This window comes from Duganella guangzhouensis, assembly GCF_009674535.1.
In the GTDB taxonomy this organism is placed as follows: Bacteria; Pseudomonadota; Gammaproteobacteria; order Burkholderiales; family Burkholderiaceae_D; genus Rugamonas; species Rugamonas guangzhouensis.
The window spans coordinates 1-16,298 of the sequence record NZ_WKJK01000026.1; the positions used below are offsets into that span (position 1 = coordinate 1).

14 protein-coding genes are annotated in these 16,298 nt (G+C 62.2%); 4 read left to right on the forward strand and 10 right to left on the reverse strand.

Going from position 1 to position 16,298, the window contains the following annotated elements:
- Positions 1–90: 90 nt before the first annotated feature.
- From GJ699_RS30725 to GJ699_RS30745, 5 genes are all read right to left on the reverse strand, one after another.
- Entirely contained in the window at positions 91–642 is a 552-nt protein-coding gene (locus tag GJ699_RS30725) for a hypothetical protein (protein WP_154383237.1), read from the reverse strand.
- A 28-nt stretch (positions 643–670) separates the two neighbouring features.
- A complete protein-coding gene (locus tag GJ699_RS30730) occupies positions 671–3,622 on the reverse strand; it encodes a type VI secretion system Vgr family protein (RefSeq protein ID WP_371867720.1) in 2,952 nt (983 codons plus the stop codon).
- 98 nt (positions 3,623–3,720) lie between these two features.
- Complete coding sequence (gene tssG / locus GJ699_RS30735; protein WP_154383238.1) at positions 3,721–4,659, reverse strand: type VI secretion system baseplate subunit TssG; 939 nt, start codon at positions 4,657–4,659, stop codon at positions 3,721–3,723.
- Entirely contained in the window at positions 4,623–6,455 is a 1,833-nt protein-coding gene (gene tssF, locus GJ699_RS30740; protein WP_154383239.1) for a type VI secretion system baseplate subunit TssF, read from the reverse strand. The genes tssG and tssF overlap by 37 nt, the downstream gene beginning before the upstream one ends.
- A 92-nt stretch (positions 6,456–6,547) precedes the next feature.
- Positions 6,548–7,462: a hypothetical protein gene (locus tag GJ699_RS30745; RefSeq protein ID WP_154383240.1), complete on the reverse strand. Its 915-nt coding sequence runs from the start codon at positions 7,460–7,462 to the stop codon at positions 6,548–6,550.
- A 190-nt stretch (positions 7,463–7,652) separates the two neighbouring features.
- Between GJ699_RS30745 and GJ699_RS30750 the strand changes: the two genes are divergently transcribed.
- The 3 genes from GJ699_RS30750 (at position 7,653) to GJ699_RS30760 (ending at position 9,577) form a co-directional block, all read left to right on the forward strand.
- Positions 7,653–8,378 carry a substrate-binding periplasmic protein gene (locus GJ699_RS30750; protein WP_154383241.1) on the forward strand — a complete coding sequence of 242 codons (726 nt, stop codon included), beginning with the start codon at positions 7,653–7,655 and terminating at the stop codon, positions 8,376–8,378.
- A gap of 100 nt (positions 8,379–8,478) precedes the next feature.
- Positions 8,479–9,087: an OmpW/AlkL family protein gene (locus tag GJ699_RS30755; protein WP_154383242.1), complete on the forward strand. Its 609-nt coding sequence runs from the start codon at positions 8,479–8,481 to the stop codon at positions 9,085–9,087.
- 64 nt (positions 9,088–9,151) lie between these two features.
- The gene (locus tag GJ699_RS30760; protein WP_154383243.1) at positions 9,152–9,577 is read left to right on the forward strand and encodes a YdgH/BhsA/McbA family protein; all 426 of its coding nucleotides are present in this window, start codon (positions 9,152–9,154) and stop codon (positions 9,575–9,577) included.
- A 1-nt stretch (position 9,578) separates the two neighbouring features.
- Here the strand turns inward: GJ699_RS30760 and GJ699_RS30765 are convergent, their stop codons facing one another.
- Both GJ699_RS30765 and GJ699_RS30770 read right to left on the reverse strand, forming a co-directional pair.
- Positions 9,579–11,120 carry a methyl-accepting chemotaxis protein gene (locus GJ699_RS30765; RefSeq protein ID WP_154383244.1) on the reverse strand — a complete coding sequence of 514 codons (1,542 nt, stop codon included), beginning with the start codon at positions 11,118–11,120 and terminating at the stop codon, positions 9,579–9,581.
- A gap of 135 nt (positions 11,121–11,255) precedes the next feature.
- Positions 11,256–11,558 carry a DUF4148 domain-containing protein gene (locus GJ699_RS30770; protein ID WP_195763686.1) on the reverse strand — a complete coding sequence of 101 codons (303 nt, stop codon included), beginning with the start codon at positions 11,556–11,558 and terminating at the stop codon, positions 11,256–11,258.
- 175 nt (positions 11,559–11,733) lie between these two features.
- On the opposite strand from GJ699_RS30770, the gene GJ699_RS30775 reads away from it, so the two are divergent.
- Complete coding sequence (locus GJ699_RS30775; protein WP_154383246.1) at positions 11,734–13,329, forward strand: M28 family peptidase; 1,596 nt, start codon at positions 11,734–11,736, stop codon at positions 13,327–13,329.
- A 90-nt stretch (positions 13,330–13,419) separates the two neighbouring features.
- Here GJ699_RS30775 and GJ699_RS30780 read toward each other — a convergent pair whose 3' ends face one another.
- Genes GJ699_RS30780 through nudC form a run of 3 tightly spaced genes read right to left on the reverse strand, consistent with a single transcriptional unit; the run spans position 13,420 to position 16,181 of the window.
- Positions 13,420–14,745, reverse strand: coding sequence for a thioredoxin family protein (locus GJ699_RS30780; RefSeq protein WP_154383247.1), 1,326 nt, complete (start codon positions 14,743–14,745; stop codon positions 13,420–13,422).
- Between the two features lie 6 nt (positions 14,746–14,751).
- The gene (gene folE / locus GJ699_RS30785) at positions 14,752–15,312 is read right to left on the reverse strand and encodes a GTP cyclohydrolase I FolE (protein WP_154383248.1); all 561 of its coding nucleotides are present in this window, start codon (positions 15,310–15,312) and stop codon (positions 14,752–14,754) included.
- 50 nt (positions 15,313–15,362) lie between these two features.
- Entirely contained in the window at positions 15,363–16,181 is an 819-nt protein-coding gene (gene nudC / locus GJ699_RS30790; protein ID WP_154383249.1) for an NAD(+) diphosphatase, read from the reverse strand.
- Positions 16,182–16,298 lie beyond the last annotated feature (117 nt).

Below are 16,298 nucleotides of genomic sequence, written 5' to 3' on the forward strand. Positions count from 1 at the left end.
TTTGAAGCAGCTCCATCTGGAACTGAAAGAACTCGGCTATGAAGGGTCATACGACCGCGTGGCGGCGTTTGCCAGGCAGTGGAAGGCGGGTCAATTGGAATGGGTCAATTCTGCGAGCAAACGAACAGGTATTTCCCCTGATGCAATCTCTTCATACCACGCGGCGTTATACGCATGATGGGCATCGCCATAGAACCCGCCTAAGCCAGCGCCGATACCCGGAAAGAGTCGACCATAGAATCCGGGGGCGCTATTCATCAAAAACTGAGCGGCAGCATCGTCGTGCCAGACGAGAAGCCTCACCATTACGGGATTTTTTTTCCTGGTGGTGATTTGCTTCAGCAGGTCTCCATAACGTGTTCCAGACTCGGCAGTTCCTCCACGCACAAGTACCATGCCTGGGTCAAATCCCCAAGTAATGATATCCACCGTATGTTCCGCGGCCGTGAGGTCATCGGAAATACGGTGGAAGACGTTTTCCCCGCAAATGATCGGTTCAAGCAAGTTGCCGTGACGCGGATCATAAACGGGATGCGGAACCTTGATGAACCACGGTTGGGCAAGACATTGACAAGGCGTCCCATTGCTCCGGTAGGTCAACTTTTGCTGATACAGCCCCTGATTGCCGTTCATATCGCCCATGCCAGTTCTCCTTTAGACCTTGGTATCGTTATGTGCTGGGTTCATCGTCATCGCTTGCTACGGGATTGGAACGCTGTCTGCTTTGCTCAAGCGAGACATGTTCCTCGGTGAGCGAACCTCCCTCGTTGACATAACCGTGATAACCAATGCTGGCACTGACTTCGTGTTGTTCCTCATGCGGATTTGCGGCGATGTCAAACCGATTGCCGTTCGGGAGTTCAATCTGGTATTCGGACTCCGCTTCCAGATCATGCTGGAAAGTCATATTGCCGTCGTCATCGAAACGTCCCTGCTTTGCCAACGCGCCGTCCTTGTACAGCTTGTATGGCAATCCAGCATTGGAGCGGCCACCTGCAGCTGGATGGCTGTTCAAATGAAAAGTACCGGCGCCATCCAGTTCCTGTTCAGAGGGCTGTATCTCGGCCATATCCATCGTCTTGGGCCCGGTGAAATGATGTTTTGCCGCATGCGAAACGATGTTGCCACCCGTTCCGAACTCGATACCACCTTGCGTGAATTTGGCATAGCTCCCGCCACCATTGATGGTGATTTCTTCCTCCGCGCTGATGTTGATGCTATTGGCTGTCTGAGTAATCTTGAGTTTCGCCAGAATGCTCACACTTTCCGCAAGCGCGCGAACATCGATATCGCCTCCAGCTGCGACAAGACGCATGCCAGCCTTGTGTGCGAACATCCTCAGCCCTTGTCGAACGCTGGCGAAGACGCTTCCCCCACTGGCGATGGACAGATCCTGTCCGGTGGTCAGCGCAGTATGTTTGTCGCTTGCCACGTGCGTACTGCCGCTGGTTGATGTCTCGATACCGCTGGGGCTTGCCAGCACCAGATGCGGTTTGCCAAGCTGCTTAAAATCCCCTTTCGCGCCACTCTGGATCTCTTTGTTCTGGGCCTTGACAACATCAGCCACCATTCCCTGTTCGCCCGCATCTTGCGCTTTCGCGCCTTGCGCCAGTTTTGCTAGCGTTGCGTGTTGATTCTGAGCGGCGTTCAAGCGCTGCAAAGTCTCGCTCAAATCCTTGATGGGTTTCGTTCCTGGTGCACGGCTTTCCGTAGTAATCAACATGCCTTTGTTCGCGCGCGCCACGCCCCAGGCAGTGGTGGCCAATTCCCAACCTTCGCCACGAGACGGGCCGGCGCCATGGGATCTTGGGCCGGTGATGAAGCCAAGATTCAGCTGCGACTCGTCATGGTCACTGGCCAGCTGTGCGCTGATCTGCCCTTCCGTATCATCCAGCCGCAACTGATTGGCGCGGCCGCCATTTATTTCGCGACTTTTGATGCCAGAGAGGTAGCGGTTGCCGGGAAGATTCCCGGCCTTGCTGAGTGCCGCGGGCTGCGCCTGTTCGTTATAGAGCTGGGCCACGATCACTGGTTTGTCCGGGTCCCCGCCAAGGAACGCGACCAGCACCTCGCTTCCTATTCGCGGAAGGCCAAGCGTGCCGGATTGCGCCATGGCGCCAGGGCCGTTGCCCGCCCAGTTGGTTGCTACACGTATCCAAGCAGAGTCAGTTTCGGTATCGGAAGCACCCACACCTGCGGCTTCCTCGTGGTCTGCAATACGGGTACTGGGAAATCGGATTTTTACACGGCCTAGCTGGTCGCAGTGAACTTCTTCGCCTTTCGGCCCAACAACGATGGCGCTTTGCATTTGTGCTTGCGGCACATCCACGCGCGGATCGAAGGCGGGAACGATGGGGACGCCGCGTCGTACTGCGGTGAACTGGATGTGCATGCGCAATGGGCCGGTGGCCACCTTGTCTGCGGAGTGCTCCAGCATTTGCTGTTCGGCTGCGCTATGTATCCACCGGCTGTGCTTGAACAGGCGTTCGACGCGGGCGGCTAGGGCTTTAGGCAGATTGTTCTGCGCCGTGACTTGCAGGCACGTTACGACAAAATCCCGCTCTTCAAGCGGATGCTGGTCCACTTCCGGATGCTCGGCCAACGTGAAGTATTCTCCAGCGCACAAATCGCGTACGCTGCCTTCGCCGTGGAAGCATTTGGATTCATAGTCATGCCGCTTCATGCGCAGCTGGCCGAGGCGAAGCAGATCTTCGTTGTCGTCGCCGGCGTGGGGGGACAGCACTTGGTAATCATCCAGCGTGGCGGCCAGTTCGTTGCCGTTGATGCCTTGGTCTACACTGCTGGTGACCTCCATCATCATGAAGTCCCGGCCCTGCGGATTCATGTAGTCCCAGCTATGGCGCGTGACCATGCCTGGCTGCAGACTGCGTACCGCGCTCCAGGAGGTGATGGTATCGCGCTCTTCGGTGGCGTTGTCGCGGTGGTAGCGGATAGTGCCGGCGACGTTCTGGCGCAGGCTGTCGGCGTTGTTGAACAGGACCAGCGTGTGCCCATTCTCGTCGGCGCGGATGTACCAGCCGATGCCGCGTCGCTTGAGCAGACGGCGGATGAAGGCGGCATCCGATTCGTTGTACTGCATGGTGAATTCGCGCTTGGGGTAGGTGCGCTGGCTGAACGCCTCGTCGGTCTCGTGCTTGAAGCAGATGCCCAGCACCGGGCTTTTCTGCCGCCATTCGTTGAGAATGCGCTGGACGATTTCCACCTCGTCCATATTGCGGAACACGCGTGTGTTGGTGCGCTTTTCCAGTATCGCCAATGCGTCGCGCAGTACCAGTTGGTAGCTTGCCAGGCCACCGTCGCTGTCGCCGGAGCTGGCTTCGGTGACGATGCCGCTGACGTGACGCAGGTCGCCGCGGTCGGTGACGAATTCCAGCGTAGCCGACACGGCGATCATCTGCTTCAAGGGTAGCTGGACGTTGGCGGAGACGCACAGCACACGGTATTCAATGCCGCCGCAGATGGCCTCCGATCCGAATACGCGTTGCGGTAGCAGCATGTCGTCATTAAAGCCGCCGGGCAGGTCGAGACGCAGTCGTATCGGCCGGTTGTCGGTGATAAGTTCCTTGGCCATGGCCATGAAGCCGAAGAAGTCGCTTTCCACATTCGCTCCTTAACAACGAGGTAGTCGACGCAGTATCAAGCCGCGCAAGCTTCACATCATGTCATCGCGGATTTTTCGATTCTTGAGCTTGCGCAATCTTAGGTATGCAGCAGATACATCAACTCAGCGCAGTCCCGCATGGCTGGTTCGCTGAGCAGCCTGGCATCGACACCCAATCTGCTGGTGCCGTTCAGGCTCACGCCGCGCATGTCCTGCGCGCGCTGGACCAGATGGATTTCCCAGGTCATGCCCACGCCGCAGTGCAGTTCCAGCATCGCCTGCAGATGTAGCGCACTGGTGTGGCCGGGCAGGAAGCGTTGATAGCGATCCTTGTCCAACGGGCCGATACGCAGGCGCGCGCGCTGGTCGCAGTTGTAGGTGCGAGCGCCGAGCATGATGCCGCCATCCAGATCGACATTGGCCTTACCTAACTGCGCCTGATCCTCCGCAGGCATTTCGCTCCACTCGCCCACCAGCTGCTGCACTTCGACCGGAACGCCGAAGTATTCGGAATACATGCCGGCCAGCTGCGGTGCGGAGACGGTGCGGCTGCGGATCTGCATGGCGTAGAAGGCCAGTGTTTCGCGGTCTATCATTTCGTCGCTGACGTGGGTGCCGGCCAGCGCGTTCAGCATGTCGAGGAATTCGTCTTCAATGCATTCCGGACGATGCCGCTGCCACGCTTCGTAAAACATCTCCACAGCGCGGTGCGACAGCATGTCCATGAAGGCGCGCGGGCCGCCGTCGTTATGGTCTCGCTCATGCCGCGCGATGCGTTCTGAGTAGTGCAGCGGCAGCGCGCCCTGGCTGCCCAGCAGGCCGATGAAGGCCGGCGTGATGCGCACGCCACTTTCATCAGCGCTGAGGTTTTCAATCTGATTCGGCGGGAAGCTCATCGCCAGCCGATTGCGGAAGCGCGCGTCATCCGGACGCCATTGCCGCACCAGCCGCACCGCCTGAAAGAATTCAAAGCGTTGCGGGTGCTCCAGCAGTTGGCCGATCAGGCCAGCGTCAATGCGCCGTTGCGAGGTGGGCATCGCAGCAGTTCCTTTCCGCTCACGTGGGACAGCACCACCAGCCGCGTAAAGCTGTTCAGATGCACGTGCAGCGCTAGCAGGTGATCCAGTATCTGCGCGAACGCGTGGACGCCCACGCCGGCATACGCCTCTTCGTCCAGCGACACCCGCACCTCGATGCCGCGCAGGTAGGCGTTACCTTGCGCCTGTCGTATCCACGCCGTGGCCGGATGGTGCGACAGTGCGGTGATACCGTCGATCAGCCGTTGCGACACCATGCTGTCCTGCTGCGCGTACAGCCGCAGCATGGCGGTCAACGCCGGCAGTCCCTCCTGCGTCAGCGAGCGATGATTCAACGCCAGATGCGCGATCAAGCCCCATTGCCGCCGGCCTTCGTTGGCCAGGCGGTACGACAGCGTCGGCCGCTGCAGCATGCGGATGGGGAAGTTGCCAACCGGGCTTTCAGTACTCAGATCGCCGGCGGCACGGCCGTACTGCAGACCATGCGGCAGATTGCGATTGGTGCAGGTGAGTCGTACCGAGGCGGTGCCGCTGTCGCTGCGTAGCGGCGAAAAGTCGCGGTCCACCAGCGTGAGCGAATATTCGTGGCCGGCGGCCATCAGGTCTTCGCGCTCGGCCAGCCAGTATTGGCCTTTTCTGCTTTCCGCTTCGCCATGACGCAGCGAGTAGTAGGGAAAGAATTCCGTCACCGCGCTACCCTCGGCGGTTTTGCGCACCATCTGCACGCTGTCGATGCTGTAGATGTCGCTGGCGCCACCGGGCATTTCGTCGGCCATCAGCGGATAGCTGCTGCGGGTGTGGGTGACGCGGATCGGCGTGGCCGGTTGCGGGAACAGGTTGACGATGGGTGTGCAGCCCAGTAGCAGATTGTCAGCGCCAAGTGTTCGGAGGATGCGCGCGACCGGCATGTCGGGACGTACGTCACGCAGCAGCAGGCGTAAGGTCAACTGCGTACAGCCTTGCGGGCAGGCAGCGATCAAAGCGGCGAGGTCGATGTCGACGAAATCGAATTTCTCGGGGAAGGCGAAGTATTCGCTCAGCAGCCGATAGGCGCCGTGTTCGGATGGTGCGGCGGGCAGCAGCGCTTCGTCCGCAGACAGGCCGGCGGGCGACAGCGGAACGCGCTCCAGCATGCACCACTGGCCATCGGCTTCCACGCAGGCGCAAGCGGTTTGCATGAACATCGCGTCGCGCAGGGCGGCGCGCAGCGACGCTTCGCCGTCGATATAGACACGTAGCGTGGGCAAACCGATGGCGTCCAGGCCGCGCACGGCGGCGGTACTGGCGATGTTGATGCTGATGGCGGCGCCGGCATCCAGCGGCAGCGTCAATGTGGGCGGTGTTTGCGGATAGGGTTCGAAGCGCACCGCGCTGATAGTGAGCGGCGCCACCACCGTATCGTAGACCGTACGGAAGCGGCAGGTCACGGCGCCCTGCCCCAGGGCTTTCAGCGTCGCACCGCGCGGCAGCACGCTGGTGGTGCTGATTTCGTTGGCACGGGCATCACTGTAATCGAGGCGTGCGATCGAGCAGGAAGGAATCGGGCGCAGATAATGAGGATACAACATGCCCAACAGCGCTTCGGTGAAGTGGGCGTAACCATCATCAAGCAAGCGCGCGACGCGGGCGTTGAGGAAGGCGGAGGACTGAATCAGGCGTTCAACGTGGGGATCGGCGCAGGTTTCGCCGCGCATCTGCAGGCTACCGGCGAGCTTGGGATAGCGTCCCGCAAACTCGGCGCCGGCGCGCCGCAGCAGGCTCAACTCGCGCTCATAGTAGGGCAGCAGTTTTTCCATCGGTGGCATCCCTCGGGAAGCACGGCCCGGAACGGGCAGCGCGAGTTCCCGATGATGTCACGATGCGTTGCTCACTTCTTGAGCTTACGCAACTAGCCAGTGATGCGATCCCAGCCCTCTTTCACCGCCGCCTTGAACTTGTCCCAGGTCGATTGCGGGTACTGCTTTTCCCAGCTGCTGCGCAGTTCCGGCTCGACATCATTCCATTCCTTGTCGCGGTAGCCGGGATTGCCGGCCAGCGACTGGGCGTGGCGGTAGGCCGGATCAAACTCCTGGTAGGTGCCGCCGGTGTACGACAGCGTCTTTTCCCAGTGCGAGCGGAAGTAGTCGTCGTCGGCCTGGTCGTCATTGCCGCGCAGGATGCGCAGCGTGTCTTCGTTGGCCTCGCCCTTCGGGTAGATGCGCATGCCGCTGCGCTGCACGGTGTTCTGGATGTCGGCCACCGCCTCGGCCGCCGGCGGCACGGTGCCGCTGGTCACCGAACCGCGCTGCAGCGAGCCCGGTGCCTGCACCACCTGTTCGGAGCGCGCGAACACCACCGCGTCCTCGCGCGGGCGGATGCCGTGCTGTTCCGGCGCGCTGTGCTGGGCCGCGCCCACGCTGGTCTGCAGCAGGCCGGCACGCAGCACGTCGGCCGCGCCCCAGCCGCTGGCGCGCCACATGGTTTCGTGTTCGTCGATGTCGATCGGGTTGAAGTCTTCGATCAGGTCGGCGGCGCGCTCGGCCGCGTCCAGCGTGGCGGTTTCCAGCGCCAGCACGGTGTGGCCGCGGTTCAGCGCTTCGGCGTACACGTGCTGGTCGGCGTGGTCTCGCCCTATCATCTGGCTGAACATCTGCTTGATGGTGCCGAGGATGGATTCGTCGTCGTTGATGCGCGCAGTGCCCGCCACGCTGCCTGAATCGTGGACCTTGATGCTGTCGCTGTCATAGCCATGGTGGATCAGTTCGTCCTTGGCATGGTTGGCCTCGGCTCGGGTTTCAAATACGGCTGCCAGAGTGTGGGTCATGATGTGCTCCTGGAGAAAGACGTATGGGTCGGTGATCGGCTCAGTCTACGGTGTTGGCCACGAATCCAGCGCCCGCTTGCCCGGGGGAAAACTCGACAGGACGGTGGCGGCGGCTACACCGGTAGCATGCCACAAATTGCGGCCGATTCCCGTGCGTAGTGCCACATAGCCGCACGCTATAATGCAACTCATGCGATCTCTTCTTACCTATCTACCGCTGTTGATGTCCCTGTATGCCGCCGCCGCGCTGGCCGCGCAGGGGGAGCTGGTCATGCTGGCGCCGGTCGATCAGGCGATGCCGATCGCGCGCATCCAGAATGGCGCCATCGCCGGCGGCATCGTCAAGGATTTTGGCGACGCGCTGGCGCAGCGCCTGGGCCGCCGCGCGGTCTATCTGAGCGCCGACAGCCCGGAAGTGACGCCAGCGCTCAGCAGCGGCCGCGCCGATGCGATGTGCTATGTGATGCCGTTCTGGATCGACGGCGACTACAACTGGAGCCCGCCGCTGTTCCCGGACGCCGAGATGATCGCCGCGCGCCACGACATGCCGCACCTGCGCTCGCTGAAGGACTTGCGCGACAAGCAGGTCGGCACGGTCACGCAATACCGCTACCAGCGCGTGGAGCTGGTGCTGGGCACGCGCTTTCGCCGCGTCGACGCGCCCAATATGGAGGCCAACATCCAGCAGATGCTGGCCGGTAAAGTGCCCTACACCATGATCAGCGAAGCCACGCTGAACTATCTGCACCGCGTGACGCCGGAGCTCAAGGTGCGCGCCGACCTGGTGTTCTCGGCCTACAAGGCGCAGTGCGCGTTCTCGCAGAAATCGGCGATTCCGTTTGCCGACATCAGCCGCGCCATCGACACGCTGGTCAAGGATGGCAGCGTGGACCAGATCCTGGCGCGCTACCGCTAGCATTTCACATTCGGAAATTTTTGACCTGGATCAATGTTTCCGCTGCGCCGCATCAATAGACTTCCCTACGTTACTTAACGACGACAAAGAGGGAAGTAAAATGAGTAAGTCTGTAGCAGCAGTCCTGGCAGCCCTGACCCTGATGAGCGGCAGCGCGTTTGCCGAAGAAAGCCCGTGGCTGGTGCGCGTGCGCGCCGTGCACATCGACACCGCCGACAAATCCGACCCGGTGGGCGGCACCGGCGCCGCCGACCGCATCCACGTCAGCAACAAGACCATACCGGATGTCGACATCTCCTACTTCTTCACGCCCAACATCGCGACCGAGCTGGTGCTGACCTATCCGCAAAAGCACGACGTCACGCTGGACGGCACCAGCATCGGCAGCATCAAGCACCTGCCGCCAACGCTGACGGTGCAATACCATTTCATGCCGGAAGCCACGTTCCGTCCGTACGTCGGCGCCGGCATCAACTACACCACCTTCTCCAAGGTCAACCTGCTGGGCGGCGCGGCCAGCCTGGAGCATGACAGCTTCGGCCTGGCGCTGCAGGCTGGTGCCGACGTCGCGATCGACAAGCACTGGTCGCTCAACTTCGACATCAAAAAAGTGCAGATCCGCAGCGACGTGCTGGCTGGCGGCGCCAAGATCAGCCGGGTAAAAGTCGATCCAGTCTTGCTGGGCGTGGGTATCGGCTACCGCTTCTAGGGCGTGGCCGGGCGCGTGGGGCGCTATAATGTTTCCAGATCGATAGCAACGAATGGATAGCCCCATGCGCAAGATTGCGATACTCCTGATGCCCCTGCTGCTGGCCGCCTGCGTGGATGACTCCGCGTCCTACTATGCGGACGGGCCGGTTGGCAATCATGCGCTGACCATCCACCGGGCGCAAAAGCATTTCTGGAGCAGCGAAAGCAAGGTCGAGCTGATCATGCAGCGCCTGCCCGACTGCCTGCGCCGCATCGAGCTGACCGAGATGCCGGCCGATGAAGTGGAAATCGAACTGCTATCCGGCGGCAACAATGTCTGGACCCTGCGCGCCGGGCAAGAAACGTGGCAAGTCGAAACCCAAACCTGCACCCAATATGCCGACGTCAAAGGCGATGGTGGCGAGCTGATGGGCGTATTCCGTCCCGACGGCGACAAATTCGTCTACGAAGCCGCCGTCATCGAAACCGTCCCCGCCGACACCAAATAAATCAGCGGAAACGCGACACCAGTGCCGCCAGGCGGGCGGCTTGTTCTTGCATGCTGCCGGCTGCTGCGGCGGCTTGTTCCACCAGCGCGGCATTTTGCTGTGTCACTGAATCCATTTCGGTGATCGCCATGTTGACGTGGCCGATGCCAGTGCTCTGCTCGCTGGAGGCGGCGCTGATGGCGGACATGATCTGCGTTACATTGGCCACGCTGGCCACCACCTGGTCCATGGTGGTGCCGGCCTCGGCCACCAGCGCGCTGCCGGCGCCGATGCTGTCCACCGAGGCGTTGATCAGTTCCTTGATCTCGCGCGCCGCCGCCGCCGACCGTTGCGCCAGGTTGCGCACTTCGGACGCCACCACCGCGAAACCACGCCCCTGCTCGCCCGCGCGTGCCGCTTCCACCGCCGCGTTCAGGGCCAGGATGTTGGTCTGGAACGCAATCCCATCGATAACGCTGATGATGTCGACAATCCGCGTCGCCGAGGCGTTGATGGTGTCCATGGTCTGCACCACCTGCGACACCACCTTGCCGCCGCGCGCGGCCACTTCGGACGCCGATTGCACCAGCCGGTTGGCCTGCAGCGCGTTGTCGGCGTTCTGGTTGACGGTCGAGGTCAGCTGTTCCATCGAGGCCGCCGTTTCTTCCAGCGAACTGGCCTGCGACTCGGTGCGCGCCGACAAGTCCATATTGCCGGAGGCGATTTCGCTCGACGCGGTGGCGATGGTGTCGGCGCTCAGGCGGATTTCACCGATGGTTGCCGCCAGCCGCTGCTGCATGGTCTGCACCGCGCGCAGGATGCTGCCGGTGTCGGCATCGTGGATCTTGACGTCGACACCGAGGTCGCCATCGGCAATCGCCTGGGTGATGGTGCGCACGTATTCGGGGTCGGCGCCAATGGTATGGCGCAAGCTCTTGTTGACCGTGCCAACGATCAGCCACAGCAGCGCGCACACCAGCGCCAGCCAGCCGGCCGAACTCAGCAGCGAGGCGCGGAAGGCGGCGTCAATATCATCGGTGTAGACACCGGTCACCACGTCCCAGTCCCACGGCGCGTAGTGCACCACGCGGCTCAGCTTGGGCACCGCTTCCTGCGAGCCCGGCCGCGACCAGTAGTAATTGACGAAGCCGCCGCCCTCGGGCAGCGCGCCGGTGGCGGCAATCGCGCGGTAGACGTAGGTGCCCTTGGGGTCTTTGAGGTCGACCAGATCCTTGCCATTGTTTTCCGGCTTGATCGGATGCATGACGGTGCGGGTGCCGCTGCTGATGGTGAAGTAGCCATCCTTGCCGTAGCGCAGGCCACGGATCAGATCCAGCGCCTGCTTTTGCGCCTCCTCCTTGCTCAGCGCGCCGGCGGTGGCCTTGTCGCCGTATTGCTTGACGATGTTCAGCACCAACTCGTCCAGATTGCGCAGGTCGGCGCTGCGCTCTTCAATGCGCACGGCGCGGGTCTGGAAGGTTTCGAACACAAAGATCGCGGTGATGCAGAGCAGACTGCAAATCAGCGGCACCCATAGCTTCTGCTTGAACGAGAGCTTGTTCATGGGAAGGTCTCCATATTGTTTTATGGAAATAAGCATACGCCCAAAACCCGCGCCATGCGCCATTCACCGCGCGTAAACGGCGGACGGGCGAGGTGATTCGACCTCGCCCGTCTGTAAATTACGACACTGACTTGCTTAATGGGTGTTGCTGTCCTGCGCTTGCTGCTTGGCGGCCAGTTGTTGCGCCTGGACGTCGGCGCTGCGGGTTTGCGACTGGCGGGCGGCCATGTAGGCGACATCCTGGTAAGCATCGTTGATGTCCAGCAGGCCGGCCTTGCGGGCGGCGATGACTTCGGCTTTCACCTGTTCACGGGTCAGGGTGCTGGTGCTGTTGTTGCGGAACGCCTGGTCGAAAGCGGCTTCGCTGGTATCGGCGGCAAAGGTGCTGCCGGCGGCAACGAACAGGGCGGCGGCGGCGAAAAGGGCTTTGGTGTTCATGGTGATGCTCCTCAAAGAAGTCTGCGATGAAGTCATCTTAGTATTAAAAAAGTTGATAAAAAAGCGCAATTATCGGCACAAACCCATCGGCAAATCCGATCCTTTCTGACTTGCTGTTCTAAAGCAACTAAATGTGTCAGAATTATGCTTTCATAATTTGCAACTCATTCGTGCCATGAAACTGTTCCTGACCACCGCGCTGCTGGCCTGGTGCGCCTGCGAGGCCCACGCGGGCGCGATCGATGGCGCCACGCTGCTGGAACAGATCGGCACGCTGGCGTCGGACGAGTTTGAAGGACGGGCGCCGGCCAGCAACGGCGAAACCGTCACCATCGAATATCTGCAGCAGCAATTCAAAAAACTGGGGCTGGAGCCGGGCAATCCGGATGGCAGCTATCTGCAGACCGTGCCGCTGGTCGGCATCTCCAGCCATCCCACGCTGAGCTACAGCGGCAAGGATGGCCAGCGCATCCAACTCAAGTTTGGCGACGACTACATCGCCTGGACCACGCGCGCCGAGCCGCAACTGGAAGTGGCCGATTCCGAACTGGTGTTTGTCGGCTACGGCATCCAGGCGCCGGAATACAAATGGGATGATTACAAGGGCGCCGACCTCAAAGGCAAGACGCTGGTCATGCTGATCAACGATCCGCCGGTGGCCGATCCCAAGCGGCCGCGCCAGCTGGACCCGGCTGTGTTCGGCGGTAACGCCATCACCTGGTATGGGCGCTGGAACTACAAATTCGACATCGCCGCCAAGCTGGGCGCGGCGGCGGTGCTGATCGTGCACGACACCAAGGCGGCCGGCTATCCGTACGAAGTGGTGGTCAATAGCTGGGGCCGGGAAAACTTCGCGCTGCACAGCAAGCAGCCCGATCCGCTGATGCCGGCGCTGGGCGGCTGGCTGCAGCACGAGCGCGCCAGCGAACTGTTCAAGGCGGCCGGACTGGATCTGCACGAACTGCAGCAGCAGGCCGCGTCGCGCGGCTTCAAACCGGTGCCGCTCGGAATCAAGCTCAACCTGTCAACGCTGAACGCGCTGCGGCCGATCGAATCGCACAACGTGGTGGCGCGCATTGCCGGCAGCGATCCGCAGCTGAAAAACGAAGTCGTGGTGTACAGCGCGCACTGGGACCATTTCGGCGTCGACGACAGCCTGCCGGGGCCGCGCACGCAGCAAATCTTCCACGGCGCGGTCGACAACGCCAGCGGCGTCGCCGGCCTGCTGCAGATCGCCCAGGCCTACAAAGCGCTGCCGACGCCGCCCAAGCGCAGCATCCTGTTCCTGGCCACCACCGCGCAGGAGCGCGGGCTGCTGGGGGCGCAATACTACGCGCGGCATCCGCTCTACCCGCTGAGCAAGACCGTGCTCAACATCAACATCGACGGCCTCAACCTGTGGGGCCGCAACCGCGAGGTTGGCCTCAGCGGCATGGGCAAATCGACGGCGGACGAGCTGGTGATCGCGGCGGCGGCCAAGCAAGGGCGCGTGGTCAAGCCCGACAGCAACGCCGGTTCCGGCAGCTACTACCGAGGCGACCAGATCGAATTTGCGCGGGCCGGCGTACCGACCATCTACCTGCGCAACAGCAGCGCCAAGCAGCTGAGCTACATCGCGCACCAGTACCACACCATCAACGACGTGGTCCAGCCCAACTGGAACACCGCCGGCGCGCTGGACGACCTGCACCTGCTATTCCAGGCCGGCTACCAGGCCGCCCAAGCCAAAGACGCGCCCCAGTGGAAACCCGGCGCCGAATTCCGCCGCTAATCCGGGGTCAATCCTCCCAAACCTACACGGGCTCTACCGTAGCGGAACGCTACGGTAGAGCCCGTGTAGGTTTGGGAGGATTGACCCCGGTTACAAAGCGTTGAGGAGGGCTGTGGTGTGGGGGCCGGTGGTGGTGTTCAGCTTGGGGGCCAGCTTTTTGAGCTGGGCCTGGTTGCGCTGTTGGTGGGCGTCGGCGCCGGCGGCGTGGATGTCGGTCAGCAGGCCAGCGGCGGCGGCTTCGATGCGGGCGCTGTCTTGCGGCGTCAGGTCGATCACGCTGCTCAGATAGGTGACGCCCCATTGCAGGCGGGTCGCCGGTCCTGTCGATGCTTGCCAGGCGCGGCTGTACCAGTCCAGCACACCGGCGCTGTCGCTACGGCGCTTGGCGCTGGCCGCCAGGCTCAGCATGAAGTAGTACGGGGAATGCGAACGTGGCAGTTCGGACAGCAGTAGTTGTTCGGCTTGCGCCGCCAGGCCGGCGTCGTTCAGCGCGCTGACGGCGGTGTTGACCAGGGTGTGGCGCTGGTAGGGATCGCTGGCTTCGGCCAGGGCTTCTTCTACCCGGGCGCGTACCTGCTCTTGCAAGCCTTGCGATGGCGCCAGCAGGCGCGCCAGCCGCATTTGCAGCCGTACCGCCATCAGGCGATCGGAGGCGCTTAGCCAGAAGTCGTCGGCCCATTGTGCGGCCAAACGGCCCAGCGCGGCCGCTAGTTCTTCGCGCCGGCTGGCGATTTTGATCAGGATCAAGCCGCTGTTGTTGAAGATGTCCAGGTTGGCCCGCGCCAGCCGCGCGTCGCTCAGCAGCGCCAGCAGGCTGTCGCCATCGGCCTGGCCGGCGGCCAGTGCGGCGTGCAGGTTCAAACGCGCGGCGGCGTCCGATGCGCCTGCGCTGGCTGCGGTGGATGCCAGCGCGGCCAAGGTCGGCGCCAGCGCGCGTTGGCCCAGCAACTGGCCTTCGTCGGTATCCCAGGAGTAGTGGCTCAGCAAGGACCATTCGGCGGCGCTTAAAGCGCGGGTGCCGCTCAACGCGGCGTCCAGCGCGGCGGCGGCCGAGGAGCCGGCCGCGTGCACGGTCAGTGCGGTGTCGAAGGCGGCATCGAACAGTTCGCCATCCAGTTCGCACGGCAGGCGGGTGATTTCGCCGCCATCCGGCGTGTACAGCACCAGCGTCGGGTAGCTGCGCAGCCGCAAGCGCGCGGCCAGCGCCTGGGCGCAGGCACTATCGCCGTCGAGGTGGTAGCACAGCACGGCGTCGCTGCGGCGCGCGAAGTCGTCACGGGCGAAAAGGTCGCCCTTGACGCGGTTGCACGGCGGACACCATGCCGCGCCCCAGTACAGGAACAACGGACGCTGCTGCGCGCGCGCCTGCGCCAGTGCGGCGTCCAGCTCGCCGCTCAGCCATGCGATTGCCGCCATCGTCCTTTAATCCCTGGCCAGCGCCAGGAATTCGGTGCGCATCGCCAGGTTGGGCTGCAGTTCGCCCAGCATGGCGGAGGTGACAGTTTCTTCGCCCGGGGTGCGGATGCCGCGGCTCTCCATGCACAGGTGGCGGCATTTGACGACCACGCCCACCGCTTTCGGTTCCAGCACTTCCATCAGCGCGTTGGCGATTTGCATGGTCATGCGTTCCTGCACCTGCAGGCGCTTGGAGAAGCAGTCGACCAGGCGGGTCAGCTTGGACAGGCCGACGATTTTGCCATTCGGGATGTAGCCGATGGTGGCTTTGCCGAAGAACGGCGCCAGGTGGTGCTCGCAGTGGCTGTACACCGGGATGTTGCGCACGATGATGAATTCGTTGTACTGCTCGGCGCCGTCTTCAAACGCCTTCAGCAGGTCGACCGGATTCTGGCCATAGCCCGAGGTCCAGTGTTCCCACGCCTTGGCCACGCGCTTCGGGGTTTCCAGCAGGCCCGGACGATCCGGGTCTTCGCCTATGCTGGCGATCAGTCGGCGCCAGTCGTTTTCGGTAAATTCTTGGGACATGATGAAAGACCTTTTTTTAATTTGCCCGACAGTATATCGGACCTGACCGCCTACCGCTTGGGCCGGTGGGCATCGATCAGCCGCGCCGCGATCGAGACCTGGACCGGCAGGTCGGGCCATTCGTCATCCACGCCAAACCAGCGGGCGTCGGCAATTTCGCTCGGATCGATGCGGATTTCGCCGTCCAGGTAGTCGGCGGTATAGGCAATCATCAGGGAATGCGGGAACGGCCACGACTGGCTGCCGAAGTATTGCAGATTGTGCACCCGCAAGCCAACCTCCTCGAACACTTCGCGGTGGATCGCTTCTTCCACCGATTCGCCGGCCTCCAGGAAGCCGGCCAGCGCGGTGTAGCGCTTGTACGGCGAGTTGGTGTGCATGGCCAGCAGCACTTGCTCCCCCTTGCGCACCAGCACCATCATGGCCGGCGAGATGCGCGGATAGGCGCTGTGCCCGCAATGCGGGCATTTGTAGCAGCGCTCGCCCTCGACCCGCTGCAGCGCGGTGGCGCAGACGCCGCAATAACGATGGGTGCGCGCCCATTCGGCGATCTGGACGGCGCGCCCGGCCAGGCCGAGAAAACCGTCATCCACCGCACCGAACAGGCTGCGCAGGCCGTGATAGCTTAGGTCGGCCGCCGGCAGCTCCGGCTGCTCCACCCATGCAACTTGGTAATACCGCCCCTCCCACATGCCGAGCGGGTGAATCTGTTCCGGCGCCAGCTTGAGCGCCGCCAGTTCCGTTGCCGTGGGTAAATTAAGTGTAGTGTTGCGTAAAAGCAACTCAGCACGATGGAACACAAACGTCAGCGGATCGGGGTGATCCAGCGGCCGTATCGCCGGCTGAAAGGTGGCGGGAGTTTGCAGCATAGCCGTAGGAATAAAGGGTTAATGCGATACAGCATCTTACAGTGTTTCCGGATTAGTTATTTTTCAGCTCCGGATTAATGACCGGCGGATGACAAAATGAGCGCTAAGTCATTGTTT